Here is a 24,508-nt window from a genome sequence, read left to right on the forward strand (position 1 = left end):
TCTTATGCGGTACTGATGACGCGGCCCTGGTGCTCCACCAACGGGCCGCTGAAGTGCGCACCGGACGCATCGAGACGAATGCCGACTGCGCCCATTTGCACCTCAATGGACTGCGGCGTCATCGTCAGCCTCGACGGGCCGATGCTCAGCTCCAGGGATTCACGGGAACCACTGAACGCCGCCGGGCCGTTTATCCAGTGCAAGACATGTCCTGCGTGGTCGTAGCCATTTTCCGTACCGTCCTGATAGAGGCGACGCGTCAGCGATGCCTGCGTCGAGACGGGCGGAAACTGACCACCGTTGAGGCCGAACAACGCCACCGACAGCCCGCCGCCATCGCCGCCGCCATGGTTGAGCAACAGGCATTGCTCGCCCACGGAAGGGATCCGCGACTCGCTCTGCGCTCCGGCACTCGGGTTGAAGAAGCGGATTGCCGGCGTCAACAGCCCTCCATGGCTGACCTTGCAGGTGTTGCTCACAGCGTCGACCTCCTGGCAGACGCCGATGCGACAGACGCTGTCGGCACGCCGATGCAGGTCTTCGAGCTCGGTTTCCATCTCGGCCAGACGCTCGATGATCGGCGCCAGATGCAGGCGCAAAAGCGCATCGAACATGGCTCAATCCTCCAGCGCGGTGTATTGATCCGGGTCGTCGATGTCCGAAACTTCCCAGGTCCGGGCAAATCTCGGCGTGCCCAACGGGTCCTCCAACAGCGTTGGACCGAGGTACAAGGTTTGGGTGAATGAAAGAGTCCAGGCGGTATACGGCCGAGTCCCGGCGCTGAAGGCGGACGCAATACCCTCGACGTCTGCTGGCCGGCTGCATTGCTCGGCCGACAGGTTCCAGCGGTTGTCGACGATCACGCGTTTCAACTCACTGGCCAGATCGCACGCCGTCAGGCCCGTGCCGGGCGACACGACCTGCATGGACAGCGTCAGGACATGGGCAATACGTCCGTCGTTGGCACGGTTGCCTGATGCGTCGCGCTCGATGGCGATCAAGACCCAAGGTTGATCGCCCGTATCGTCAAAGTCTCGGGGACTCCCGACCTTCAGGCCGGGAAGCGTGGTACGCAGCGTCTCGGCGATGGCGGAAAACAGCTGCGATGGTTTTTCAATGGGAGCGGGCATGGAATAGCCTCTTTCCTGAGGATCGGTGGCACCGGGGCTCAATGTTGGTCGGAACGGGAATCCGGCGGCGGTGCTTCGCACACACCGATCCGCTTGGCGACCCAGCGTTCGTAGAGACCGATAGCCACATCGGCACCGGCCATCGCGGTCAGGCAACCCAGGGCGCAGGCGCTCCAGATCGACATGCCGAGGGCATACAACAGCATGGTCGCCGAGACCCCGCAGACCACGCAGGCACCGGACCGCAGGGCGACACGACGCAGCAATGGCCAGCCGCGGGCGCCCTCCTTGTCGGCGCGCCACATCTCGCCGGACACCCCGCCCACCAGGGCGAGCACGATGACCAGCCAGATCGGCATTTCCAGCAACGCTTGTTGCTCGTTTGTCATTCACGCCTCCTGGGGGGCGACGATTCGAAAGCTCAGGGCCTAATTGCAGGCTCCCGAGCCGTTCAGATTGGATGTAAAACTCAAGCCGGCACGCATTACTCGATGACAATCAGCGAGTGATGAGCATGTCGACGCTGGTCGCGTCGCAGGTGTTGTTGGCCTTGCGGTCAATCACCAGATACAGCAAAGACGTAGGCGTGACCGCGACATTGTTGAGCATGAAAGTGCTGCTGCCGCCGTTTGCCAGGCTGCCAGACTGGAGCACGGTGTCGCCCAGGTTGAGCGACCAGCCAATGCCGTCACCACAAGCGTTGTGCAAGTTATTGACCCGCCCCAACACGTTGATATTGCCGGTGACCGGACTGGCCCAGCGAAAGATGCTCTGGCTGGCGGTCCCTGGATGCGTCGCTACGTCGCCCTGCTTGAACACGAAGCTGGTGCCCGAACCGGTGAAGGTGAAGCTTGCGTTGGGAATGGAAATCCAGGCACCGGTGGCATCGTCCCGCCAACAGGTGGTTGGCTTTCCGTTGCAGACCCCGCCCTGGAACGTCGGGAAAAGCGTGTAGTTGGCCGAAGCATTTATCCCCGATTTGTTTTGCATGAAGGACCAGGGCGACCCGGCAGGCGCGGCTTCGGTCATCAGGTACATGTCCCGGGCCAGATTCCACGACATGGCCGTATCCGCCAGGGCGTTCAGGGAGGAAAAGGACGACAGAAGCGCCGTTGCCAACAGAAGAGTCTTGAGCAGTTTCATTTGTGACCTCGATAGATGTCATTGAGCTATGGTTGTACGGTCTATCCCGCAAACTTTTCGCTCGCCGGCGTTCACTCGAGGCTCAACGGCCTTCACATGATTCAACGTCCCGCATCGGGAGCATTTGATCTGGAGTTCGGTGTTCTCGCCCACGCGGGCCAGAAGTCGATTGCACTGACCGCATCTGAAATCCTTCAGCATTGAAAACCCTCCTTGGGCGACGGCGAGATGCGTTCGGCTCAAGCCTTTGTTGCTCGATTGAACAAGACTGGCTTCACTTCGGAGCGCCGCAGGTCGCGCCTTTGTAAGTCATGGTGTAGGTGTAATGCCTGTCCCACGACAGCGGCAGCGTGCTGGGTGCAGCCCATTCCGCATAGCTACCCGACATCGCACCTGCGGCGGTGATCTTGCCCATGGCGATGGTGGCGAGATTGTTGGCGCTTCCTGCGCCCTTCATTGGCACACTGCCATTCCATTGCAGGTCACCCCCGTTCTGGAACCACGCGCCATTCCAACCAGCCTGCGAACTGGAATACCAAGTGTTGTCCTCCTTGAAACAGATCGTCTGGTTGGCATAAAAGCCACCGCCTGGAACATGGTAGGCAGCGAATTGCCAGGAACCGACAGGCGACGTTTCGGCAAACGCCTGGAAGGTCTGGCTCGCCAGGACCGCCGCGATAAGCACTCCGAACAGTTTTTTCATGGGTCTAATTCCTTTAGGTAAATAGGGTTCGAGACGTGGGTACAACGCTGCCTATTGGCACAGGCATTCCAAAAAGCCCGGTCGCCCAGGCTTTTCAGTAATGCGCTTGATCTTTCGGCGCGACTGGCGCGGTACGGATCCATTCAAATTGTTCCTCCGACCGCGGCCCCTGCCCGCCGGATAACTGCTTCTGGTGCTTTACGCTGCACACCTGGGTCAGTTGCCAACCCTCTGAACCGTCAAGGCCGGTTCATCGCTGCCTGTGGATTGCCACTAAAGAGCTTTGCTGCCAGCCGCTTTGTCGAGCGGCTTGGACACAGAGTATGCATGTATGCATATACAGTCAATGCGCAAATGCATTTATTTATGCACGTCAAATGCATTGGCGCATCGAGCCTCAATGAACACGGGGATCGGGGAGGAATTCATGGGCGAAAAAAAACCCGCACGGTGGCGGGTTTTATCTGACAGCGATGGGGTTAACGGGCGTACATGCCCCACCAGAAGACGTGGCCGAGAATGACGATCTGCTCGTCCTGCATTTCCTGGAAGCTATAGTCTTCATCCGGATGTTCATCGCGGTTGAAGCTGCGCAGGCGGATACCGGTGGGCAGACGATAGAGCTGCTTCACCCGCAGCTGGCCGTTGTGATTGATGGCGTAGAGATCGCCGTCGACGATGTCGCCGATCCCGCATTTGCCCGCATTCACCCCGACCGTGGCGCCGTCGCGCAGCACCGGCAACATGCTGTTGCCGCGCACCGTTACGCATTTGGCCTGGTCGAACTGCACGCCGTTATGCCGCAGGCTGCGCTTGCCGAAACGCAGGCTGGAGCGCTCGCTCTCCTCGATGACGAATCTTCCTGATCCAGCAGCCAATTCGACCTCACGCAGAAAAGGGACCGACACCTCGTCTTCCTCGACCGGTGTTTCGTCATCCCAAAGGCTTATGTCCTTGAGCTCGGCATGCAAAGCGTCACGGCGAACGCCGCCCAACGGCGCAACCTCCGCACGCCCGCGCAACTGATCGGTGCTGACGGCGAAGTACTCGGCGATTTTCGAGATGTGTTTATCCGAAGGATCGACAATCTTGCCGCTGAGAATCCGTGAGAGGGTGGATTGGGGCACGCCGGTACGACGGTGAAGCTCCGTGGGGGAGATCCCGTGCTGATCGAGCAATGCTCTTAATACGGTAGATACGTTGCGTTTTTGCATAACGCGCATGATGCTTGTTCTTTTTGCGGAAGACAAATGCTGATTCGCATAAATCCGCATATAAATGAAGAAACACTCCGTCCGCAGCGTCCCTGGTCGGTGGTGCTAACCTGACTCGACTGCGAAAGGTCTGGCCCGAATAGTACAGACGTTCGAACTTACATGTAGGAGCGGGTGCTGATGGAGGACGCTGCTTGATGACGCCAGCAGAGCAAAGCCTTTGCGAAGATGCACTGCGTTTCGCTCGCTCGAACAAGAAAATTGTTGCAAGGCGGCGCACCGACAAGCTGCTTTACCCGCCGGAAGAAGCCCCCGTTTCAGTTTTCATGGCAGGATCACCCGGCGCAGGCAAAACCGAAGCTTCAATTGCTTTGGTGAATCTATTTGCGGATGCCGCAATCCTACGTATAGATCCTGATGAACTGCGCCACGAATTTCCAGGTTACCAGGGGAAGAACTCCTGGCTCTTTCAGGGCGGCGTATCGATTCTCGTTGAAAAAATCCTGGATTTTGCGCTGGATCAAAGACAGTCCTTCATCCTCGATGGAACGTTTTCAAACATTGACGTGGCCAGAAGAAATGTGGACCGCTCCTTGAAAAAGGGCAGGTTCGTGCAAATTTTATACGTGTACCAGGCGCCGCAACTGGCCTGGGGCTTTGTAAATGCCCGCGAGGCTGCCGAGGGCAGGAGGATTCATAAGGAACATTTCATCGACCAGTACTTTGCCGCACGTGACGTGGTGAACGCGCTTAAGCTAGAGTATCGAGGCGATGTTCATGTAGATCTTCTGCTCAAGCATATCGACAACTCGGGACGACTTTACAAGGCTGGTGTCGATAAAATTGACTACCATATCCCTGAGCAACACACGCGAGCCGACCTAGAGGCTACGCTCGGGCCGCTATCTGGAGCGCACTTATGATCTCGATCAAGCTAGGCTTGTCCAAGGGCACCAAAAGTACATTTGCCGACTTCATCCGTCACGCCAAATCGGATCAAAAAAAACGTGTCTACAGCGAAGTTTTGACTGAGGCTACCAAGCAACAGAACTTGGTGATGATGCAAGCCGAATCGAAACGAGCCTGACATCAAGTTTTTCAGAGACACCCGGCCAAGTGCCGGGTTTTTTAACTCGATATTGAGCTAGCTGATACTCCGCTGTCGCAAACAAGCTTTGCCGCCACAAGTGAATCCAGGTACAGCCAGGGGGCTGGTCGGCTTTTGATCTGGCGCCCCGTTAACCGCTTAGGCCGAACGCAGGCATTACGCGATAGGCATCTCCATACCCTCGACCCCAAATTCACTCATCCCTGGGTCGCCCCCGCCCCCCCATGTTAACCTTGCGCCCATCGCGGAAAAGCCGGGCCGATGCCCCTCCTTTTGCCCTACATCTTTCAACGAGTTTGCCTGACACCGATGAATACCGCCGTGAACGATCTGTCCTCCCACACCCCGATGATGCAGCAATACTGGCGTCTGAAGAACCAGCACCCCGATCAGCTGATGTTCTATCGCATGGGCGACTTCTACGAGATCTTCTATGAGGATGCGAAGAAAGCCGCCAAGTTGCTGGACATCACCCTGACGGCGCGTGGGCAATCGGCGGGCATGGCGATTCCGATGTGTGGGATTCCTTACCACGCGGCGGAAGGTTACCTGGCGAAACTGGTCAAGCTGGGCGAGTCGGTAGTGATTTGCGAGCAGGTTGGCGACCCGGCCACCAGTAAAGGGCCGGTGGAACGCCAGGTGGTGCGGATCATCACCCCGGGGACCGTCAGTGACGAGGCCTTGCTGGATGAACGCCGCGACAACCTGATTGCTGCGGTGCTGGGGGATGAGCGCCTGTTCGGCATGGCAGTGCTGGACATCACCAGCGGCAATTTCTCGGTGTTGGAGATCAAGGGCTGGGAAAACCTGCTGGCGGAGCTGGAGCGGGTCAACCCGGTCGAGCTGTTGATCCCGGATGACTGGCCCAAGGACCTCCCGGCGGAGAAACGTCGTGGGGTTCGGCGTCGGGCGCCGTGGGATTTTGAGCGCGATTCGGCGTTGAAAAGTCTCTGCCAGCAATTTTCCACCCAGGACCTCAAGGGTTTCGGCTGCGAGAACCTGACCCTCGCCATCGGCGCAGCGGGCTGCCTGTTGGCCTATGCCAAGGAAACCCAGCGCACCGCCCTGCCCCACTTGCGCAGCCTGCGCCATGAACGCCTGGATGACACTGTTGTGCTGGATGGCGCGAGCCGCCGCAACCTGGAACTGGACACCAACCTCGCCGGCGGACGGGACAACACCCTGCAATCGGTGGTCGACCGTTGCCAGACCGCAATGGGCAGTCGCCTGTTGACGCGCTGGTTGAACCGACCGCTGCGGGACCTGACGGTTCTTCTTGCGCGGCAGTCTTCCATTACCTGCCTGCTGGATCGTTATCGTTTCGAGCAACTGCAACCGCAGCTCAAGGAAATCGGCGATATCGAGCGGATCCTGGCGCGGATCGGCCTGCGCAACGCCCGTCCCCGGGACCTGGCCCGGCTGCGCGATGCCCTCGGTGCCCTGCCGGAATTGCAAGCGGCGATGACCGATCTTGAAGCGCCGCACCTGCAACAACTGGCACGCACCACCGGCACGTATCCTGAGCTGGCGGCGCTGCTGGAAAAAGCCATCATCGATAACCCGCCGGCGGTAATCCGTGACGGCGGCGTACTGAAAACCGGCTATGACGCCGAACTCGACGAACTGCAATCGCTGAGCGAAAACGCCGGCCAGTTCCTGATCGACCTCGAAGCCCGGGAAAAAGCCCGTACCGGCCTGACCAACCTTAAAGTCGGCTATAACCGTATCCACGGCTATTTCATCGAGTTGCCCAGCAAACAGGCCGAACAGGCCCCGGCAGACTACATTCGCCGTCAGACCCTCAAGGGTGCCGAGCGTTTCATCACTCCGGAACTCAAGGCGTTCGAAGACAAGGCATTGTCGGCCAAAAGCCGCGCCCTGGCTCGGGAAAAGATGCTCTACGAAGCGCTGCTCGAGGACCTGATCAGCCAGCTGCCGCCGTTGCAAGACACCGCCGCCGCCCTGGCGGAACTGGACGTGCTGAGCAACCTGGCCGAGCGTGCGCTGAACCTGGACCTCAACTGCCCTCGCTTCGTCAGCGAACCGTGCATGCGCATCAGCCAAGGCCGGCACCCGGTGGTCGAGCAAGTGTTGACCACACCGTTCGTAGCCAACGACCTGAGCCTGGACGACAACACCCGGATGCTGGTGATCACCGGACCGAACATGGGTGGTAAATCCACCTACATGCGCCAGACCGCACTGATCGTCTTACTGGCCCACATCGGCAGCTTCGTGCCGGCGGCCATTTGCGAGCTGTCGCTGGTGGACCGGATCTTCACGCGGATCGGTTCCAGTGACGACCTGGCCGGCGGCCGTTCGACCTTCATGGTGGAAATGAGCGAAACCGCGAACATCCTGCACAACGCCACTGAGCGCAGCCTGGTGTTGATGGACGAAGTCGGCCGCGGCACGAGTACGTTCGACGGCCTGTCTCTGGCCTGGGCGGCAGCTGAGCGGCTGGCGCAACTGCGGGCCTACACACTGTTCGCCACGCACTATTTCGAACTGACGGTGTTGCCGGAGAGCCAGCCGTTGGTGGCTAACGTCCACCTCAATGCCACCGAGCACAACGAGCGCATTGTGTTCCTGCACCACGTGTTGCCTGGCCCGGCCAGCCAGAGCTACGGCCTGGCCGTGGCGCAACTGGCCGGCGTACCCGGTGAGGTGATCAGCCGCGCCCGCGAGCACCTGAGCCGTCTGGAAACCACCAGCCTGCCACACGAGGCGCCGCGCCCGACCAAAGGTAAGCCGGCCACGCCGCAGCAGAGCGATCTGTTCGCCAGCCTGCCGCACCCGGTGCTCGACGAGCTGGCCAAGCTCGACCTGGACGACCTGACCCCGCGTCGAGCCCTGGATTTACTCTACACATTGAAGACGCGGATCTAACGCACAGGGCTTTCAAGCTGTTAGAATCTCGCGCGGTTTGGGATGCTGCGGGCTATTAGCCTGGCCCGCAGGCAGACTATCGCTCCCGAACCTGGCGACCCCACCCGTGAAGGGGCTTCGCCGTAGCCGCCTGAGGAGAGAATTAGAAATGACCTTCGTCGTCACCGACAACTGCATCAAGTGCAAGTACACCGATTGCGTAGAAGTCTGTCCGGTGGACTGCTTCTACGAAGGCCCGAATTTCCTGGTCATTCACCCGGACGAGTGCATCGACTGCGCCCTGTGTGAACCGGAATGCCCGGCACAAGCCATTTTCTCCGAGGACGAAGTGCCGGCTGGCATGGAGAATTTCATCGAGCTGAACGCCGAATTGGCGGACATCTGGCCAAACATCACCGAGAAGAAAGACGCTCTGCCGGACGCTGAAGAGTGGGACGGCAAGCCAGGCAAGATCGCTGATCTCGAACGCTGATCGCCCTGCTTTCTCAAAAAAGGCCCCTTGCGGGCCTTTTTGCTTTTCCGGATTTGCCAAAACGCAGGCAAAAAAAGGGGCGGTTTGACCCGCCCACATTTTTTCCCTAATCCCTTTAATCCTTTTCATCGTCCTGATGAATCGCATCCTGCGATGTCCTTCCTGTCCCATCATCCTTGACGGGTGTGTCTGTCCGTCGACACAGGACTGATATTAGTGTCTTCCCGAGCGAGTGCAATGGAGCCCGGAGCGTCCACAGGCGCTGTAACAGGACGGTCATAAAATAAAAACCTTTATAGATCAGCTAGATATAAATGTCCGACGTATTTTATGGGTGTCTATCCCTGGGCAGGAAATCCGAACGCTTACGCAACAGTAGGCAAAGGCTTACAAACTGAGCTGGAAAATGGGAGGAAGCAGAAGCTGTCTCTCGCGGGAATGGAAAAGCCCTGATGATTCGCCGAGGTCACTTGGGTAAGCCACAGACTCTGTGGCGAGGGAGCTTGCTCCCGTTGGACGCGCCAGCGTCCCCTGCAGTATGTCGGCTGAAAACGCCGGGGCCGCTTCGCAGCCCAGCGGGAGCAAGCTCCCTCGCCACAGGTGGTCTTGAGTCATGCATCATCAAAAACAGAAGAAGGGCGCCTCATGGCGCCCTTCTTCACATGCTCATACAACAATGGCTGCTATTGAAACAGCGACTCACTCGACAAACCGTTCTTCTCCAGGATCTCCCGAAGACGCTTCAGACCTTCGACCTGGATCTGCCTGACCCGCTCACGGGTCAACCCGATCTCCAGGCCAACGTCTTCAAGGGTGCTGCTCTCATGACCGCGCAAGCCGAAGCGCCGGATCACCACTTCCCGCTGCTTGTCCGTCAGTTCGGAAAGCCATTGGTCGATGCTCTGGGAGAGGTCATCGTCCTGCAGCAACTCACACGGGTCGGTGGGTCGGTCATCGGTGAGGGTATCGAGCAGGGTCTTGTCCGAGTCCGGCCCCAGGGAGACATCCACCGAGGAAACCCGCTCGTTGAGCCCAAGCATGCGCTTGACCTCGCCTACCGGTTTTTCCAGCAGGTTGGCGATTTCCTCCGGCGAAGGTTCATGGTCGAGCTTCTGGGTCAGCTCACGGGCGGCCCGCAGGTAGACGTTCAGCTCCTTGACCACATGAATCGGCAGCCGGATGGTCCGGGTCTGGTTCATGATCGCCCGCTCGATGGTCTGGCGGATCCACCAGGTCGCGTAGGTCGAGAAACGGAAGCCTCGCTCGGGGTCGAATTTCTCGACCGCCCGAATCAACCCCAGGTTGCCCTCTTCGATCAGGTCCAGCAGCGAAAGCCCGCGATTGACGTAGCGCCGGGCGATTTTCACCACCAGGCGCAAGTTGCTTTCAATCATGCGTTTTCGACCGGCCGGATCGCCACTTTGCGAAAGCCGCGCAAAATGAACTTCTTCCTCGGGGGAGAGCAGTGGCGAGAAACCGATTTCGTTGAGGTACAGCTGAGTGGCGTCCAGCGCCCGGGTGTAGTCGATGTACTTATGTTGTTTAAGCGAAGCGGAGTGTCTGGATTTGGCACGAACGGAAGGTGGAGACGACGCCCCTTCATCATTCGACATCGAATCCATAGCGATGCCGGTCTCCATCAGGAGAACCTCATCGTCGATGTCAAACTCCGGCACTTCTTTACTGAGAGCCATTGTTATAGTCCTTTGGTGAGTTCGACCTCAAGCTCAAGCGACGCCTTTATCCTTGGCAACGCTGGAGCCTGTTCCCTCTACGTGACGGAACAGGCTGACAATCAAATCAACGCCGTGGCAGGAATTGCAGCGGATCCACAGGTTTACCTTGTCGGCGAATCTCAAAATGCAGTTTCACCCGGTCCGTTCCTGTCGATCCCATTTCGGCAATTGTCTGTCCGACCTTGACCTGCTGCCCCTCCCGAACCAACAGCCTGCGGTTGTGACCATAGGCACTGACGTAGGTATCGCTGTGTTTGATGATGACGAGTTCGCCGTAGCCCCTCAAACCACTCCCGGCGTACACAACCGTGCCATCAGACGCAGCTAAAACAGGCTGTCCCAAATCCCCGGCGATATCAATTCCTTTATTCAAACTACCGTTTGAAGAGAATTTTCCAATGAGAACGCCATTAGAAGGCCATCCCCAGCCCGTCGGGGCGGGGCCTGCCGGGGGCATCGGCGCCGGGGCCGGTTTGCTCGCGACGGACGGTACTGTCGCCGTTTCCGGCCCGGCCGGACGGCGAATGACCGTGGTTTTACTCGATGACGAAGGGGTCGAACCCGAGTGCGTGACGACAGCGGTCGGTGTTGATCCACTACGACCGTCGAAGCGAATCGTCTGACCCGGGTGAATCGTATAAGGCGCAGGAATGTTGTTCCGTGCTGCGAGAGCCTTGTAGTCCCAGCCGTACCGAAAAGCGATGGAAAACAGCGTATCGCCGCGACGGACTACATACTGGCCGGTCGTTACTGTAGGACGCTGAGGTGCTGCACTGTTGCGATCGACCACTCGGACATTACCCGATGGCGTACTGGAGCAACCGACCAGCAAGGTACTCAAGACGAGGCCAGTCACCAGGCGCTGAAAGCTCGTGATACCCATACGCTGCGCAATGACTGTGAGACTCACCCGCCGCTCCCTTTGTGGTGGCTGAAAAATGGAAAACTGCCTGTCCAGGCAGAGGTCACGCAAATCAGGCTGGCTGCAACCCTGCCTCTATTAATGAAGCGAAAAATGCCACCGCACACGTTTGCCTGACACCAACGGACGTTGTTCATGCACACGGTGCCGCTGTAAGACAAAATCGCCGCCGCGCAATTCAACGTTTGTTCATAAATGCTCAGGCCAATGGCCCGTTGAGCAGCGGCACGAAACGCACCGCTCCCAGCACGTGTCGGGAGAAACCCTGTTCTTCGCGCACGATCAGCATCAGTTGCTGCACTTCGCCGGCGCCCACCGGAATGACCAATCGCCCACCCGGTGCCAGTTGGTCCAGCAGGGCCTGGGGCACATCGGTGGCGACGGCAGTCACGATGATGCCGTTATAAGGCGCCAGGGCCGGCCAGCCTTCCCAGCCATCGCCCCAGCGAAACACCACGTTGCGCAGGTTCAGTTCAACCAGGCGCTCCTTGGCGCGATCCTGCAGTACCTTGATCCGCTCTACCGAGAACACCCGTTCTACCAGTTGCGATAACACGGCCGTCTGATAACCCGAGCCGGTACCAATCTCCAGCACCTTGTCCAGCGGCCCCGCCTCCAGCAGCAGCTCGCTCATGCGCGCCACCATATAAGGCTGGGAAATGGTCTGGTTGTGGCCGATAGGCAACGCCGTGTCCTCATAGGCGCGATGGGCCAGGGCTTCGTCAACGAACAGATGCCGGGGCGTACGGCGGATCACTTCCAGGACCTGGGCGTTGGATAGGCCTTCTTCGTAAAGACGCTGTATCAACCGCTCACGGGTCCGTTGGGAGGTCATGCCGATTCCGCGGCGCAACATATCGTCTTGCTCACGAGGCATCAGTGCAGCCCCTCCAGCCAGCCATCGAGACTCCGAAAGGCATCGTTGAAGGTGCGGTCCAACTGCAACGGCGTGATCGAGACATAGCCTTGCATCACCGCATGAAAATCGGTGCCCGGCCCACCATCCTCGGCATCACCGGCAGCGGCGATCCAGTAACCGGCCTTGCCGCGCGGGTCGACCACGTGCATCGGCTTGGCGGCGCGGGCGCGATGGCCCAGGCGCGTGAGCTGGATACCACGGATATGATCGAGCGGCAGGTTCGGGATATTCACGTTCAACACCGTACGCGGCGGCAAGTCGAGCTCGCCATGGGCCTTCACCAGTTTACGGGCGAAGTAGGTTGCGGTCGGCAGGTTATCGACCTGGCGCGAAACGAACGAAAAGGCAAACGACGGTCGTTCCAGGAACCGCCCTTCCAGGGCGGCGGCCACCGTGCCGGAATACAGCACATCGTCGCCGAGGTTGGCACCCAGGTTGATGCCTGAGACGACCATGTCCGGCTCACGCTCCAGCAACCCGTGGATCCCCAGGTGCACACAGTCGGTCGGTGTCCCGTTGACGCTGATGAAACCGTTATCCAGATAGCAGGGATGCAACGGACGGTCGAGCGTCAGCGAACTGCTGGCGCCGCTCTTGTCCTGGTCCGGAGCGATGACCACGCACTCGGCATAATCGGCCAGCGCAGCATAAAGCGCGGCAAGACCGGGTGCTGTCACCCCGTCGTCGTTAGAAATCAGAATACGCATGGGCTGTCCGTCTGCCCCACCGGCACCAGATCGACGAGTTCGCGCACCAAGACAGTGGCGAAACATCCGGCCGGCAGGACGAATTCCAATTGCAGAATGTCTAGCGAGGGATAATGCCACGACAGCCCGCCAATGGGCAGTCGCAGGATGCGACGTTCGTGACTCATCCCCGCGTTTACCAACCAGTCGCGCAGCTCGGCCTCGCCTTCGGCGACCGCCTGTTCAAGCTCGAAAGTGGCGCCGGCGGCAGGCGAAGGCCCCTCGCCCCACTGTGGCCCGGTCGGGTGCAGGTCCAGAATCGCCAGGCGCGGGTCGCTGCACTCGGCCTCGCCAGCGGGGAAAAAGCTGCGGCTGTCGGTGAAGGCCAGCAAATCGCCGACCTGGGCGCGCTGCCAGGAACCATCGGCGACCCGGGCCGCCAAGACCTTGTTGAACAGAAAGCTGCGGGCCGCCGACAGCAGCCGCGAACGCACGTTGCGTTGTTCGGGCAAGGCCTTGCGCGACGCCCAGCTACGGGCATCGACGACATTGCCGCCATCGTGGCCGAACCGCTGGGCACCGAAATAGTTGGGGATGCCCTGGCGGACAATCTGTTGCAGGCGCGCATCGATCGCCGCCGCGTCGCACTTGAACTGGGTCAGGCGCAGGGTGAAACCGTTGGCCGAGTGCGCGCCGCGTTGCAGCTTGCGTTTATGCCGGGCGGTCTTGAGGATCTTCAGCGTGTCGTTCTCGGCCGCCGACAGGTCCGGATCGGCCTTGCCGGGCAATTGAACGCTGAACCACTGGCGGGTCAGGGCCTGCCGGTCCTTGAGCCCGGCGTAGCTGACGGTGCGCAACGGCACGCCGGCGGCCTTGGCAATTCGCCGGGCGGCCTCTTCGGTGTTCAGGCCGCGTTTCTCGACCCAGATCCACAGGTGTTCGCCATCACCGGTCAACGGGATGTCGAGCACTTCATCGACCTGGAAATCTTCAGCGGTGGCCTTGAGCACCGCACTGCCCAGCGACTCGCCATAGGCTCGTGGGCCCAGCAGTTCCAGTTCGGTCATGAGCGCAGCAACAAGGCAACGGAGTGAACGGCGATGCCTTCCTCGCGACCGACGAAACCGAGTTTTTCAGTGGTGGTGGCCTTCACGTTCACCTGGTCCGGCTCCACTTGCAGATCTTCGGCAATCAACTGGCGCATCGCCTCGATGTGCGGCGCCATCTTCGGTGCCTGGGCAACGATGGTGTTATCAACATTGCCGACTTTCCAGCCCTTGGCGTGAACCAGCGAGACCACATGACGCAACAGCACGCGGCTGTCGGCGCCCTTGAATTGCGGGTCGGTGTCAGGGAAATGTTTGCCGATATCACCCAGCGCCGCTGCGCCGAGCAATGCATCGCTCAGGGCGTGCAGCAGGACATCACCGTCAGAATGCGCGAGCAGCCCGAAGCCGTGTGCGATACGCACGCCGCCCAGAGTAATGAAGTCGCCTTCAGCGAAACGGTGAACATCGTAGCCGTGGCCAATACGCATAAAAAAACGCCCCGATTTTTGTCAGGGCGTGATTCTACCTGCATTAGCGGCTCAGGGCGCGTGCATGATGCTGCAAGTGTTCATCAATGAAGCTGGCGATGAAGTAGTAGCTATGGTCGTAGCCCGGTTGCAAACGCAACTCCAGCGGATGATCGGCCGCCTTGGCCGCTTGCTGCAGGGCCTGGGGCTTGAGCTGGTTGTCGAGGAAATCGTCGCGATCGCCCTGGTCCACCAACAGCGGCAGCTTCTCGGTAGCCTCGGCGATCAACGCACAGGCGTCCCATTCGCGCCATTTCGAACGATCCTCTCCTAAGTAACGAGAGAAAGCCTTCTGGCCCCACGGGCAATCCATCGGGTTGTTGATCGGCGAAAAGGCCGACACCGAACGGTAACGCCCGGGGTTGCGCAGCGCGCAGACCAGCGCGCCATGGCCGCCCATGGAGTGACCGCTGATGCCGCGTTTATCCGAGGCCGGGAAATGGGCTTCGACCAGCGCCGGCAACTCCTGCACCACGTAGTCATGCATCCGATAATGCCGCGCCCAAGGTTCCTGCGTGGAGTTCAGATAAAAGCCCGCCCCCAGGCCGAAGTCCCAGGCACCGTCCGGATCGCCCGGCACCTCGGCGCCGCGAGGGCTGGTGTCCGGCGCCACGATGATCAGCCCCAGTTCGGCGGCCATGCGCTGGGCGCCTGCCTTCTGCATGAAGTTTTCATCGGTGCAGGTCAGCCCGGACAGCCAATACAGCACCGGCAACTTGCCCCCCTGTTCGGCCTGCGGCGGCAGGTAGACGGCGAACACCATGTCGCAACCCAGCACTTCGGAGCGGTGCCGGTAACGCTTGTGCCAGCCGCCGAAGCTTTTCTGGCAGGAAATGTTTTCAAGGCTCATAACTTCACCTCAGCTACAAGCTGCACGCTTCAAGCTGCAAGAAAAGCACTGCGCTTCACTTGCAGCTTGTAGCGTGCAACTTGAAGCTGCTCCTTAAAAATGAATAACGGTACGGATGCTCTTGCCTTCATGCATCAGGTCGAACGCCTTGTTGATATCTTCCAGGCCCATGGTGTGGGTGATGAAGGTGTCCAGCGGGATCTCGCCCTTCTCGGCCATGTCCACGTAGCTCGGCAACTCACTGCGCCCGCGCACGCCGCCGAATGCCGAACCGCGCCAGACGCGCCCGGTGACCAGCTGGAACGGACGGGTAGCGATTTCCTGGCCGGCCCCGGCGACGCCGATGATCACCGACTCGCCCCAACCCTTGTGGCAGCACTCCAGGGCGGCACGCATCAACTGGACATTGCCGATGCACTCGAAGGAAAAGTCCACGCCGCCGTCGGTTATGTCGACGATGACTTCCTGGATCGGACGGTCGAAGTCCTTCGGGTTGACGCAATCGGTGGCGCCCAGTTGCCTGGCGATTTCGAACTTGGCCGGGTTGATGTCGATGGCGATGATGCGCGAAGCCTTGGCCTTGACCGCGCCAATCACCGCTGACAGACCGATGCCGCCCAGACCGAAGATCGCCACGGTGTCGCCCGGTTGGACCTTGGCGGTGTTGATCACCGCGCCGATCCCGGTGGTGACGCCGCAACCCAGCAGGCAGACTTTCTCCAGAGGGGCTTCTTTAGGGATCTTCGCCACGGAGATTTCCGGCAGCACGGTGTACTCGGAGAAAGTCGAGGTGCCCATGTAGTGGAAAATCGTCTCGCCCTTGTAGGAGAAACGCGAGGTACCGTCCGGCATCAGGCCTTTGCCCTGGGTGGCACGAATTGCCTGGCAGAGGTTGGTCTTGCCCGACTTACAGAACTTGCACTGGCCGCATTCCGGTGTGTACAGCGGGATCACATGATCACCCACGGCAACCGACGTCACGCCTTCGCCAATGGCTTCGACAATCGCGCCGCCTTCATGGCCGAGGATCGACGGGAAAATCCCTTCCGGGTCGGCACCCGACAACGTGTAGGCGTCGGTGTGGCAGACCCCGGACGCGACCACCCGCAGCATTACTTCACCCGCCTTGGGCATGGCGACGTCGACTTCAACGATTTCCAGGGGTTTCTTGGCCTCGAAGGCGACAGCGGCGCGGGACTTGATCATCCGGATTCTCCAGCAAATAAAAACGAGATCGGGAGTGTAATCCGCTGCCGGACAATGAATAATCCAGCCGAAAGCAAAACATTATTGCCGTACAGGGATAATCCTTCATGTCGGATAACCGCTGGGATGGGATCGACGAGTTTGTCGCCGTGGCTGAATGCAGCCAGTTCACTGCGGCGGCTGAGCGTCTGGGGGTTTCTTCTTCCCATATCAGTCGCCAGATCGTACGGCTGGAAGAGCGCCTGCAGACACGCTTGCTTTATCGCAGCACCCGTCGGGTCACCCTGACCGAGGCCGGCCAGACCTTCTTGCAGCATTGCCAACGCTTGCAGGATGGCCGTGAGGAAGCGCTGCGGGCGGTGGGGGACCTGACCAGCGAGCCCAAGGGCATGTTGCGAATGACCTGTGCAGTGGCTTACGGCGAGCGCTTTATCGTGCCGCTGGTGACGCGCTTCATGGGGCTTTACCCGCAATTGCGGGTCGACATTGAATTGAGCAACCGCCCGCTGGACCTGGTCCACGAGGGCCTGGACCTGGCGATTCGCCTGGGTCGCTTGCAGGACTCTCGCCTGGTAGCCACCCGCCTCGCGCCGCGGCGCATGTACTTGTGCGCTTCGCCTTCCTACCTGGAACGCTACGGTCGCCCCCACAGCCTGTCGGAACTGAGCCGCCACAACTGCCTGATCGGCAGCTCCGACCTCTGGCAACTGGAGCAGAACGGGCGGGAGTTTTCCCAGCGCGTTCAGGGTAACTGGCGCTGCAACAGTGGGCAGGCGGTGCTGGACGCTGCCCTGCAAGGCGTGGGGTTGTGTCAGTTACCGGATTATTACGTGCTGGAGCATCTGCACAGCGGGGCGTTGATCTCGCTGCTTGAAGCCCACCAGCCACCCAACACGGCGGTGTGGGCGTTGTATCCACAGCAGCGGCATTTGTCGCCGAAGGTGCGCAAGTTGGTGGAGTATTTGAAGGAAGGGTTGGCGCAGCGGCCGGAGTATCGGGGATGACAGTGCTTTCTTGTCGTCCGGGATGACGCCATCGCGAGCTTGCTCGCGATGGCGCCGGCCCAGACGATGACAATCTAACGAGGAAACAGATCCGGCTCAATGCCGATTCGCCCAACGCTGGCGCAACCACTCCAGGTCCTCGGGGCGAGTGATCTTGAGGTTGTCCGACCGCCCTTCGATCAACCGGGGCGCCTGCCCTGCCCACTCCATCGCCGAGGCCTCGTCGGTGATCAAGGCATCGGCCACCAGGCTGTCCGCCAACGCCCGATGCAACGCGCCAAGGCGGAACATCTGCGGGGTGTAGGCTTGCCAGATCACGCTACGGTCAACGGTTTCCAGCACCCGGCCCTGCTTGTCGACGCGCTTGAGGGTATCGCGCGCCGGGACCGCCAGCAGGCCGCCGACCGGGTCGTTCGCCAACTCACTGAGCAGCGTGTCCAGGTCGTGCCGGGACAAGTTGGGTCGGGCGGCGTCGTGCACCAGCACCCAATCGTGAACGTCCGCGCCCTGCCCGTGCAGATGCAGCAAGGCATTGAGCACTGAATCGCAGCGCTGCTCGCCACCATCCACGCGCTGGATGCGCGGGTCGCCGGCGCAGGCCAGGGTCGGCCAGTAAGGATCATCGTGTGCGACACTGACCACCACGCCCTTGACGGTCGGATGATCGAGGAAACAGCCAAGGCTGTGTTCGAGAATTGTGCGTCCGCCCAGTTGCAGGTATTGCTTGGGACGGTCAGCGGCCATCCGGGCTCCAACGCCCGCGGCAGGAATCACGGCCCAGAAGGCCGGTAGACGAATACTCATTGGGCCAACTGGTAGAGGGTTTCACCCTCCTTGACCATGCCCAGTTCATGACGAGCCCGCTCTTCGACGGTCTCCATGCCTTTTTTCAGCTCCATCACTTCGGCGTCCATCACCCGGTTGCGCTCCAGCAGCGCCTCGTTCTCGGCATGCTGGTCGGCAATCTGCTGAGTCAGCTCGGCCACTTGCGCGAGGCTGCCATTGCCCACCCACAGGCGGTACTGCAGACCGGCCAGCAACAGGAGCAAGACAAGAAACAACCAATTGGGACTGCGCATCGAATATCAGGTATCCAGTGGAAAAAGACCGCCATGCCAAACGTTGAAGCGTCTGATAGCACGAAGCCTGGAAGAACCAGGCTTGTGCTTGATAAGGCATCAGATTAGAGGGAAAAGCGCTGTCATGACGACTTTTCCGAGCCAACCCGCTGTCTTTTTATCATTTACAGCTTAACCGCGAAACTCGCCACGACCGTTGTACTTGGCCTTGCCGTTCAACTGCTCTTCGATACGCAGCAGTTGGTTGTACTTGGAAACGCGGTCGGAACGGCACAGCGAACCGGTCTTGATCTGGCCCGCCGCAGTGCCCACGGCCAGGTCGGCAATGGTCGAGTCTTCGGTTTCGCCGGAGCGATGGGAGATCACGGCGGTGTAACCGGCAGCCTTGGCCATCTGGATGGCTTCCAGGGTTTCGGTCAGGGTGCCGATCTGGTTGAACTTGATCAGGATCGAGTTGGCGATCTTCTTGTCGATGCCTTCTTTCAAGATCTTGGTGTTGGTCACGAACAGGTCGTCGCCCACCAGCTGGGTTTTCTCGCCGATCTTGTCGGTGAGGATTTTCCAGCCAGCCCAGTCGGACTCGTCCAGGCCGTCTTCGATAGAGATGATCGGGTAGCGTTCGGTCAGGCCCTTGAGGTAGTCGGCGAAACCTTCGGCGGTGAACACCTGACCTTCGCCGGACAGGTTGTACTTGCCATCTTCGAAGAACTCACTGGCGGCGCAGTCCAGGGCCAGGGTCACGTCGGTGCCCAGCTTGTAGCCGGCGTTGGCCACGGCCTCGGAGATCACTTTCAGCGCATCTTCGTTGGAGGCCAGGTTCGGCGCGAAGCCACCTTCGTCACCTACCGCAGTGCTCAGGCCACGGGCTTTGAGCACGGCCTTGAGGTGATGGAAAATCTCGGTGCCCATGCGCAGGCCTTCGGAGAAGGTCTTGGCGCCCACCGGCTGCACCATGAATTCCTGGATGTCGACGTTGTTGTCGGCGTGTTCGCCGCCGTTGATGATGTTCATCATCGGCACCGGCATCGAGTAGACGCCCGGCGTACCGTTGAGATTGGCGATGTGTGCGTACAGAGGCAGGTCCTGGTCCTGGGCAGCGGCCTTGGCGGCGGCCAGGGACACGGCGAGAATCGCGTTGGCGCCCAGGGAGGCTTTGTTTTCAGTACCGTCGAGCTTGATCATCGCCAGGTCGAGGGCTTTCTGGTCGGCCGGATCCTTGCCCAGCAACAGGTCGCGGATCGGACCGTTGATGTTGGCGACGGCTTTGAGCACGCCCTTGCCCAGGTAACGGCTCTTGTCGCCATCACGCAGCTCCAGCGCTTCGCGCGAGCCAGTGGAAGCACCGGACGGCGCGCAGGCGCTGCCGATGATACCGTTGTCGAGAAGCACGTCCGCTTCAACAGTGGGGTTGCCGCGGGAGTCGAGAACTTCACGACCTTTGATGTCGACGATTTTTGCCATTGTTGTAAACACTCCAAAGTTGACTAGAACGTTGTAGAAAACGTGCTCACGCTCAGCTGCGATGCAGCCCAGAGCCTGGATGGGGAGCGCTTCGCGCTCCAGCGGGAGCAAGCTCCCTCGCCACAAGAAGCAAGGCTTGCCGACGATGAGCCCTGAAGGACACCATCGCAAACCAGGCTCCCACAAGAGCAATGCGGCCCGCGGGCCAGAGCGATAATCGAGCGGTACTTTACCGGAGAAAACCGCGTTACGCGGTTTCTATCGTCGGAAAACCCTTGACCAGCTCATCCAGAGCCTTGAGCTGAGACAGGAACGGTTCCAGCTTGTTCAAGCGCAGCGCGCAAGGGCCGTCGCATTTGGCATTGTCCGGGTCCGGGTGGGCTTCCAGGAACAGGCCTGCCAGGGACTGGCTCATGCCCGCCTTGGCCAGGTCCGTCACCTGGGCGCGACGACCACCGGCAGAGTCGGAACGGCCGCCAGGCATCTGCAAGGCGTGGGTCACGTCGAAGAACACCGGGTACTCGAACTGCTTCATGATGCCGAAGCCGAGCATGTCCACCACCAGGTTGTTGTAGCCGAAGCTGGAGCCCCGCTCGCAGAGGATCAACTGGTCATTACCGGCCTCTTCGCACTTGCTCAGGATGTGTTTCATCTCCTGGGGCGCGAGGAACTGAGCTTTCTTGATGTTGATCACCGCGCCGGTCTTGGCCATCGCGACCACCAGGTCGGTCTGGCGCGACAGGAAGGCCGGCAGCTGGATGATGTCGCAGACCTCGGCCACGACCGCGGCCTGGTCAGGCTCGTGGACGTCGGTGATGATTGGCACGCCAAAGGCTTGCTTGATGTCCTGGAAGATCCGCATGCCCTCCTCCAGGCCCGGCCCCCGGTAGGAGGTCACGGACGAACGGTTGGCCTTGTCGAAGCTGGCCTTGAACACGTAGGGGATGCCCAGTTTCTGGGTGACCTTCACGTATTCCTCGCAGACCTGCATCGCCATGTCGCGGCTTTCCAGCACGTTCATGCCGCCAAACAGCACCATTGGTTTGTCGTTGGCGATCTCGATGTCGCCGACGCGGATGATCTTCTGGGCCATCGTCTTATGCCTTTTTCTGATGTTGGGCCAAAGCGGCTTTCACAAAACCACTGAACAGCGGGTGACCGTCGCGCGGCGTCGAGGTGAACTCGGGGTGGAACTGGCAGGCGACGAACCATGGGTGGTCCTGGGCCTCGACGACTTCCACCAGCGCGCCATCACCGGAACGACCGGAGATTTTCAGGCCGGCCTCGATCAGTTGCGGCAGCAGGTTGTTGTTCACTTCGTAGCGGTGACGGTGACGCTCTACGATCACGTCCTTGGCGTAGCACTGGTGCACCAGGGAGCCAGCTTCGAGCAGGCATTCCTGGGCGCCCAGGCGCATGGTGCCGCCCAGGTCGGAGGCTTCGGTACGGATTTCCACGGCGCCGGTGGCGTCTTCCCACTCGGTGATCAAGCCCACGACCGGGTGGCCGCTGGCGCGATCGAATTCAGTGGAGTTGGCGTCTTTCCAGCCCATGACGTTACGGGCGAACTCGATGACCGCCACTTGCATGCCCAGGCAGATACCCAGGTAAGGCACCTTGTTTTCGCGAGCGTACTGCACGGCGGTGATCTTGCCTTCCACGCCGCGCAGGCCGAAGCCGCCCGGTACGAGGATCGCATCGGCGCCTTCTAGCAGGCCGGTGCCCTGGTTCTCGATGTCTTCGGAATCGATGTAGCGCAGGTTGACCTTGGTGCGGTTGCTGATACCGGCGTGACTCATCGCCTCGATCAGCGACTTGTAGGCGTCCAGCAGTTCCATGTACTTGCCGACCATGGCGATGGTAACTTCGTGCTCCGGGTTGAGCTTGGCATCGACCACGGCGTCCCATTCGGACAGGTCGGCGCCGGCGCATTGCAGGCCGAAGCGCTCGACGACGAAATCGTCCAGCCCCTGGGAGTGCAGGATGCCCGGGATCTTGTAGATGGTATCGGCGTCTTCCAGGCCGATGACCGCACGCTCTTCAACGTTGGTGAACTGAGCGATCTTGCGACGCGACGAGATGTCGATCGGATGATCGGAGCGGCAGACCAGCACGTCGGGTTGCAGCCCGATGGAACGCAGTTCCTTGACCGAGTGCTGGGTCGGCTTGGTCTTGGTTTCGCCGGCAGTGGCGATGTAGGGAACCAGTGTCAGGTGCATCAGCATCGCGCGCTTGGCGCCGATTTCGAAACGCAGCTGGCGGATGGCTTCCAGGAACGGCTGGGACTCGATGTCGCCCACGGTACCGCCGATCTCGACCATGGCCACGTCGGCATCGCCTGCACCCTTGATGATGCGGCGCTTGATCTCGTCGGTGATGTGCGGGATGACCTGAATGGTCGCGCCCAGGTAGTCACCACGGCGCTCTTTGCGCAGCACGTGCTCATAGACACGGCCGGTGGTGAAGTTGTTGTTCTGGGTCATGGTCGTGCGGATGAACCGCTCGTAGTGGCCCAGGTCCAGGTCGGTCTCGGCGCCGTCGTGGGTGACGAACACCTCACCGTGCTGGAACGGGCTCATGGTGCCCGGGTCGACGTTGATGTAGGGGTCCAGCTTGAGCATGGTGACTTTGAGCCCCCGCGCCTCCAGGATGGCCGCCAATGAAGCCGAGGCAATGCCTTTCCCCAATGAAGAAACAACACCGCCCGTGACGAATATGTAGCGCGTCATGAAAAACCCTAGAAGTCTGCGTTAAAGCGGTCCGAGCCGCCGGGGAAAGCGAAGGAAGGCCGAAGCCCCCGATCACCTGCATTAATCACAGTGCACCTTTCAAAAAAACCGCCGCGTTGGGACAGACCGGAAGTGAAATCACCGGTACGTTGCTCGCTACACATTTTTTGGAATCGCCCAGCAAAGACTGCTTGGTAATCGGCAACTCCTGCAATTCAGGCGAATCCACAGAAGTTGTATCAAGAAGGGAGCGTAGTCTACCGGAAACCCCCTATCAGCTCAAACCCCGATCTTGGCCTCCTGGTGCCCAGTTCAATTGCCAACTGCCATCAGTTGCGCTGTCGAGCCCCGGCAGATTGGCCACCGCCAGCAATTGTTCACCTCGAAAAAGCAGCGGCCATCGGCTGCGAATGAACGCCGGCACGGCGCGTTCATTGAGCAAACGCTTGAGATCACGATGACCTCGACCCGATAACTCCATCACCTCGCCGCCCTGACGATAGCGTATGCAAAGTGGCCCCGGCGGCGCGGTGCCGCTGAAGGCCAGCGAGCCATTGCCAGGCAAGTACAACGCTATCGTCGGATCCGGCCAGGGTACGATGCCTGCAACCGGACGCAGCCAGTGGTCGGATAGCCACCAGACCCGCCCGCCGGCCCGATGCAACTCACCTGCCGCCAACCGCCAGATGGGTCGGGCATCGCTGTCGGCATCGCGCAACGATTCCCAGCCAGACCAGTGATCGCTATCGGGCAACGGGGTCATTGACGCCAGCCAGTGGCTCAACGCATTGCGCTGACGAGCCGGCGACAACGCCTGCAACGGTGCCAGCGCCAAGGAGCGCAAACCGAGCCAGTCGAACGCGCAGGGGGTCGAGGCCTGGGCCAGGTCGAGCTGCGCCAGCTCCTCCAGCAAGCCCTGGGCCTCAGCCATGTGCCCGGCGCTACGCGCCAGCGTCTGCGAGCCTTGCGGCCACTGTTCGGCCAATACCGGGAAAACCCGCTGGCGCAGGTAATTGCGGGCGTAGCGGAGGTCGGCATTGGACGGGTCTTCGTTCCAGCTCAAGCCGTGCTGCGTGGCGTAACCTTCCAGCTCGGCTCGTGAAACATCGAGCAGTGGCCGCAGCAGATGTCCCTGCCCCAGTGGGCGTTGTCTCGGCATCGCCGCCAGCCCCCGCACCCCTGCCCCACGCAGCAAGCGAAACAGCAGGGTTTCGGCCTGGTCGTCGCGGTGCTGGGCAGTGAGCAGCACCTCATTACTGTGAAGCGCGGCGCAGAATGCCGCGTAACGCGCATCCCGAGCAGCCCGCTCGACACTGGCGCCGGGCAGCACCTGGACATTCACGACCTCCAATGGCACGCCAACAGCCTCGCACACCGAACGGCAATGAGCTGGCCAGGCATCCGCCGCCGATTGAAGACCGTGGTGAACATGGATGGCGCCGAGGGGCGGCAGGGAATGGCGGGTTGCGAGAGACGCGAGCAGGTGCAACAGGACGGTGGAATCGAGGCCGCCGGAGAAGGCGATGCGCCAAGTGGCGGCGTTGCGCCAGGGGGCAAGATTCAGCAGCAGCCGGGCTACAAGATCAATCGTTGGCTGGCTCATATCGATTACCTTGCACAAAACAAATGTGGGAGCGAGCCTGCTCGCGATGACCGCTTAACATTCAACCTATCTGTTGGC

Annotated in this window: 26 protein-coding genes; 5 read left to right on the plus strand and 21 right to left on the minus strand. The window is 60.4% G+C overall.

Going from position 1 to position 24,508, the window contains the following annotated elements:
- Positions 1–2 precede the first annotated feature (2 nt).
- The 7 genes from ACLEJQ_RS00380 to ACLEJQ_RS00410 form a co-directional block, all read right to left on the minus strand.
- Positions 3–614: a phage baseplate assembly protein V gene (locus ACLEJQ_RS00380; RefSeq protein ID WP_440791137.1), complete on the minus strand. Its 612-nt coding sequence runs from the start codon at positions 612–614 to the stop codon at positions 3–5.
- Positions 615–617: 3 nt separating this feature from the next.
- A complete protein-coding gene (locus tag ACLEJQ_RS00385) occupies positions 618–1,130 on the minus strand; it encodes a hypothetical protein (RefSeq protein ID WP_440791139.1) in 513 nt (170 codons plus the stop codon).
- A gap of 38 nt (positions 1,131–1,168) precedes the next feature.
- Positions 1,169–1,519 carry a phage holin family protein gene (locus ACLEJQ_RS00390; protein WP_440791141.1) on the minus strand — a complete coding sequence of 117 codons (351 nt, stop codon included), beginning with the start codon at positions 1,517–1,519 and terminating at the stop codon, positions 1,169–1,171.
- 109 nt (positions 1,520–1,628) lie between these two features.
- Positions 1,629–2,273: a hypothetical protein gene (locus tag ACLEJQ_RS00395; protein WP_440791142.1), complete on the minus strand. Its 645-nt coding sequence runs from the start codon at positions 2,271–2,273 to the stop codon at positions 1,629–1,631.
- An 18-nt stretch (positions 2,274–2,291) separates the two neighbouring features.
- Complete coding sequence (locus tag ACLEJQ_RS00400) at positions 2,292–2,474, minus strand: Com family DNA-binding transcriptional regulator (RefSeq protein WP_440791144.1); 183 nt, start codon at positions 2,472–2,474, stop codon at positions 2,292–2,294.
- 73 nt (positions 2,475–2,547) lie between these two features.
- Positions 2,548–2,976 carry a hypothetical protein gene (locus ACLEJQ_RS00405; protein WP_440791146.1) on the minus strand — a complete coding sequence of 143 codons (429 nt, stop codon included), beginning with the start codon at positions 2,974–2,976 and terminating at the stop codon, positions 2,548–2,550.
- 479 nt (positions 2,977–3,455) lie between these two features.
- The gene (locus ACLEJQ_RS00410; protein WP_440791632.1) at positions 3,456–4,190 is read right to left on the minus strand and encodes a LexA family transcriptional regulator; all 735 of its coding nucleotides are present in this window, start codon (positions 4,188–4,190) and stop codon (positions 3,456–3,458) included.
- A 197-nt stretch (positions 4,191–4,387) separates the two neighbouring features.
- Here ACLEJQ_RS00410 and ACLEJQ_RS00415 point away from each other — a divergent pair, with 197 nt between their 5' ends.
- From ACLEJQ_RS00415 to fdxA, 4 genes are all read left to right on the plus strand, one after another.
- Positions 4,388–5,113, plus strand: a complete 726-nt coding sequence (locus ACLEJQ_RS00415) for a zeta toxin family protein (protein ID WP_440791634.1) — start codon at positions 4,388–4,390, stop codon at positions 5,111–5,113.
- Positions 5,110–5,277: a hypothetical protein gene (locus ACLEJQ_RS00420; protein WP_245139393.1), complete on the plus strand. Its 168-nt coding sequence runs from the start codon at positions 5,110–5,112 to the stop codon at positions 5,275–5,277. Before ACLEJQ_RS00415 ends, ACLEJQ_RS00420 begins: the two co-directional genes overlap by 4 nt.
- 342 nt (positions 5,278–5,619) lie before the next feature.
- Entirely contained in the window at positions 5,620–8,187 is a 2,568-nt protein-coding gene (mutS, locus tag ACLEJQ_RS00425) for a DNA mismatch repair protein MutS (protein ID WP_440791148.1), read from the plus strand.
- Between the two features lie 148 nt (positions 8,188–8,335).
- Positions 8,336–8,659 carry a ferredoxin FdxA gene (gene fdxA, locus ACLEJQ_RS00430; RefSeq protein WP_072387901.1) on the plus strand — a complete coding sequence of 108 codons (324 nt, stop codon included), beginning with the start codon at positions 8,336–8,338 and terminating at the stop codon, positions 8,657–8,659.
- A gap of 683 nt (positions 8,660–9,342) precedes the next feature.
- Here fdxA and rpoS read toward each other — a convergent pair.
- From rpoS to ACLEJQ_RS00470, 8 genes are all read right to left on the minus strand, one after another.
- Positions 9,343–10,353 (minus strand): RNA polymerase sigma factor RpoS, encoded by a 1,011-nt coding sequence (gene rpoS / locus ACLEJQ_RS00435; protein ID WP_440791150.1) that lies wholly within the window; start codon positions 10,351–10,353, stop codon positions 9,343–9,345.
- 106 nt (positions 10,354–10,459) lie between these two features.
- Entirely contained in the window at positions 10,460–11,305 is an 846-nt protein-coding gene (locus tag ACLEJQ_RS00440; protein ID WP_440791152.1) for a peptidoglycan DD-metalloendopeptidase family protein, read from the minus strand.
- Between the two features lie 211 nt (positions 11,306–11,516).
- Positions 11,517–12,152 carry a protein-L-isoaspartate(D-aspartate) O-methyltransferase gene (locus tag ACLEJQ_RS00445; protein WP_171061419.1) on the minus strand — a complete coding sequence of 212 codons (636 nt, stop codon included), beginning with the start codon at positions 12,150–12,152 and terminating at the stop codon, positions 11,517–11,519.
- Positions 12,153–12,193: 41 nt separating this feature from the next.
- The gene (gene surE, locus ACLEJQ_RS00450) at positions 12,194–12,943 is read right to left on the minus strand and encodes a 5'/3'-nucleotidase SurE (protein ID WP_440791154.1); all 750 of its coding nucleotides are present in this window, start codon (positions 12,941–12,943) and stop codon (positions 12,194–12,196) included.
- Entirely contained in the window at positions 12,931–13,989 is a 1,059-nt protein-coding gene (truD, locus tag ACLEJQ_RS00455) for a tRNA pseudouridine(13) synthase TruD (protein WP_440791156.1), read from the minus strand. Before truD ends, surE begins: the two co-directional genes overlap by 13 nt.
- Positions 13,986–14,459, minus strand: coding sequence for a 2-C-methyl-D-erythritol 2,4-cyclodiphosphate synthase (gene ispF / locus ACLEJQ_RS00460; RefSeq protein ID WP_440791158.1), 474 nt, complete (start codon positions 14,457–14,459; stop codon positions 13,986–13,988). Before ispF ends, truD begins: the two co-directional genes overlap by 4 nt.
- A 43-nt stretch (positions 14,460–14,502) precedes the next feature.
- Entirely contained in the window at positions 14,503–15,348 is an 846-nt protein-coding gene (gene fghA, locus ACLEJQ_RS00465; RefSeq protein ID WP_440791160.1) for an S-formylglutathione hydrolase, read from the minus strand.
- 93 nt (positions 15,349–15,441) lie between these two features.
- The gene (locus ACLEJQ_RS00470) at positions 15,442–16,554 is read right to left on the minus strand and encodes an S-(hydroxymethyl)glutathione dehydrogenase/class III alcohol dehydrogenase (RefSeq protein ID WP_440791161.1); all 1,113 of its coding nucleotides are present in this window, start codon (positions 16,552–16,554) and stop codon (positions 15,442–15,444) included.
- A gap of 107 nt (positions 16,555–16,661) precedes the next feature.
- Between ACLEJQ_RS00470 and ACLEJQ_RS00475 the strand changes: the two genes are divergently transcribed.
- Positions 16,662–17,558, plus strand: coding sequence for a LysR substrate-binding domain-containing protein (locus ACLEJQ_RS00475; protein WP_245139385.1), 897 nt, complete (start codon positions 16,662–16,664; stop codon positions 17,556–17,558).
- A 96-nt stretch (positions 17,559–17,654) separates the two neighbouring features.
- Here the strand turns inward: ACLEJQ_RS00475 and ispD are convergent, their stop codons facing one another.
- From ispD to tilS, 6 genes are all read right to left on the minus strand, one after another.
- Entirely contained in the window at positions 17,655–18,362 is a 708-nt protein-coding gene (gene ispD, locus ACLEJQ_RS00480) for a 2-C-methyl-D-erythritol 4-phosphate cytidylyltransferase (protein ID WP_440791163.1), read from the minus strand.
- Positions 18,359–18,637 carry a cell division protein FtsB gene (gene ftsB / locus ACLEJQ_RS00485; RefSeq protein ID WP_030139474.1) on the minus strand — a complete coding sequence of 93 codons (279 nt, stop codon included), beginning with the start codon at positions 18,635–18,637 and terminating at the stop codon, positions 18,359–18,361. Before ftsB ends, ispD begins: the two co-directional genes overlap by 4 nt.
- A 171-nt stretch (positions 18,638–18,808) precedes the next feature.
- Positions 18,809–20,098, minus strand: a complete 1,290-nt coding sequence (gene eno, locus ACLEJQ_RS00490) for a phosphopyruvate hydratase (RefSeq protein WP_440791165.1) — start codon at positions 20,096–20,098, stop codon at positions 18,809–18,811.
- Between the two features lie 247 nt (positions 20,099–20,345).
- On the minus strand, positions 20,346–21,191 hold the full coding sequence (gene kdsA, locus ACLEJQ_RS00495; RefSeq protein WP_041022908.1) for a 3-deoxy-8-phosphooctulonate synthase: 846 nt from the start codon (positions 21,189–21,191) through the stop codon (positions 20,346–20,348).
- A 4-nt stretch (positions 21,192–21,195) separates the two neighbouring features.
- Positions 21,196–22,827 (minus strand): CTP synthase, encoded by a 1,632-nt coding sequence (locus ACLEJQ_RS00500; RefSeq protein WP_440791168.1) that lies wholly within the window; start codon positions 22,825–22,827, stop codon positions 21,196–21,198.
- 274 nt (positions 22,828–23,101) lie between these two features.
- Positions 23,102–24,430 (minus strand): tRNA lysidine(34) synthetase TilS, encoded by a 1,329-nt coding sequence (gene tilS / locus ACLEJQ_RS00505; protein ID WP_440791169.1) that lies wholly within the window; start codon positions 24,428–24,430, stop codon positions 23,102–23,104.
- Between the last annotated feature and the right edge of the window lie 78 nt (positions 24,431–24,508).

This window comes from Pseudomonas sp. SMV71, assembly GCF_052042015.1.
Taxonomy (GTDB): Bacteria; Pseudomonadota; Gammaproteobacteria; order Pseudomonadales; family Pseudomonadaceae; genus Aquipseudomonas.

Bases quoted from the DNA above. Each gene is read 5' to 3' on its own strand.
- ACLEJQ_RS00380 (WP_440791137.1), bottom strand. From the start codon at position 614: ATGTTCGATGCGCTTTTGCGCCTGCATCTGGCGCCGATCATCGAGCGT.
- ACLEJQ_RS00385 (WP_440791139.1), bottom strand. From the start codon at position 1,130: ATGCCCGCTCCCATTGAAAAACCATCGCAGCTGTTTTCCGCCATCGCC.
- ACLEJQ_RS00390 (WP_440791141.1), bottom strand. From the start codon at position 1,519: ATGACAAACGAGCAACAAGCGTTGCTGGAAATGCCGATCTGGCTGGTC.
- ACLEJQ_RS00395 (WP_440791142.1), bottom strand. From the start codon at position 2,273: ATGAAACTGCTCAAGACTCTTCTGTTGGCAACGGCGCTTCTGTCGTCC.
- ACLEJQ_RS00400 (WP_440791144.1), bottom strand. From the start codon at position 2,474: ATGCTGAAGGATTTCAGATGCGGTCAGTGCAATCGACTTCTGGCCCGC.
- ACLEJQ_RS00405 (WP_440791146.1), bottom strand. From the start codon at position 2,976: ATGAAAAAACTGTTCGGAGTGCTTATCGCGGCGGTCCTGGCGAGCCAG.
- ACLEJQ_RS00410 (WP_440791632.1), bottom strand. From the start codon at position 4,190: ATGCAAAAACGCAACGTATCTACCGTATTAAGAGCATTGCTCGATCAG.
- ACLEJQ_RS00415 (WP_440791634.1), top strand. From the start codon at position 4,388: ATGACGCCAGCAGAGCAAAGCCTTTGCGAAGATGCACTGCGTTTCGCT.
- ACLEJQ_RS00420 (WP_245139393.1), top strand. From the start codon at position 5,110: ATGATCTCGATCAAGCTAGGCTTGTCCAAGGGCACCAAAAGTACATTT.
- fdxA (WP_072387901.1), top strand. From the start codon at position 8,336: ATGACCTTCGTCGTCACCGACAACTGCATCAAGTGCAAGTACACCGAT.
- rpoS (WP_440791150.1), bottom strand. From the start codon at position 10,353: ATGGCTCTCAGTAAAGAAGTGCCGGAGTTTGACATCGACGATGAGGTT.
- ACLEJQ_RS00445 (WP_171061419.1), bottom strand. From the start codon at position 12,152: ATGACCTCCCAACGGACCCGTGAGCGGTTGATACAGCGTCTTTACGAA.
- surE (WP_440791154.1), bottom strand. From the start codon at position 12,943: ATGCGTATTCTGATTTCTAACGACGACGGGGTGACAGCACCCGGTCTT.
- truD (WP_440791156.1), bottom strand. From the start codon at position 13,989: ATGACCGAACTGGAACTGCTGGGCCCACGAGCCTATGGCGAGTCGCTG.
- ispF (WP_440791158.1), bottom strand. From the start codon at position 14,459: ATGCGTATTGGCCACGGCTACGATGTTCACCGTTTCGCTGAAGGCGAC.
- fghA (WP_440791160.1), bottom strand. From the start codon at position 15,348: ATGAGCCTTGAAAACATTTCCTGCCAGAAAAGCTTCGGCGGCTGGCAC.
- ACLEJQ_RS00470 (WP_440791161.1), bottom strand. From the start codon at position 16,554: ATGATCAAGTCCCGCGCCGCTGTCGCCTTCGAGGCCAAGAAACCCCTG.
- ACLEJQ_RS00475 (WP_245139385.1), top strand. From the start codon at position 16,662: ATGTCGGATAACCGCTGGGATGGGATCGACGAGTTTGTCGCCGTGGCT.
- ispD (WP_440791163.1), bottom strand. From the start codon at position 18,362: ATGAGTATTCGTCTACCGGCCTTCTGGGCCGTGATTCCTGCCGCGGGC.
- ftsB (WP_030139474.1), bottom strand. From the start codon at position 18,637: ATGCGCAGTCCCAATTGGTTGTTTCTTGTCTTGCTCCTGTTGCTGGCC.
- eno (WP_440791165.1), bottom strand. From the start codon at position 20,098: ATGGCAAAAATCGTCGACATCAAAGGTCGTGAAGTTCTCGACTCCCGC.
- kdsA (WP_041022908.1), bottom strand. From the start codon at position 21,191: ATGGCCCAGAAGATCATCCGCGTCGGCGACATCGAGATCGCCAACGAC.
- ACLEJQ_RS00500 (WP_440791168.1), bottom strand. From the start codon at position 22,827: ATGACGCGCTACATATTCGTCACGGGCGGTGTTGTTTCTTCATTGGGG.
- tilS (WP_440791169.1), bottom strand. From the start codon at position 24,430: ATGAGCCAGCCAACGATTGATCTTGTAGCCCGGCTGCTGCTGAATCTT.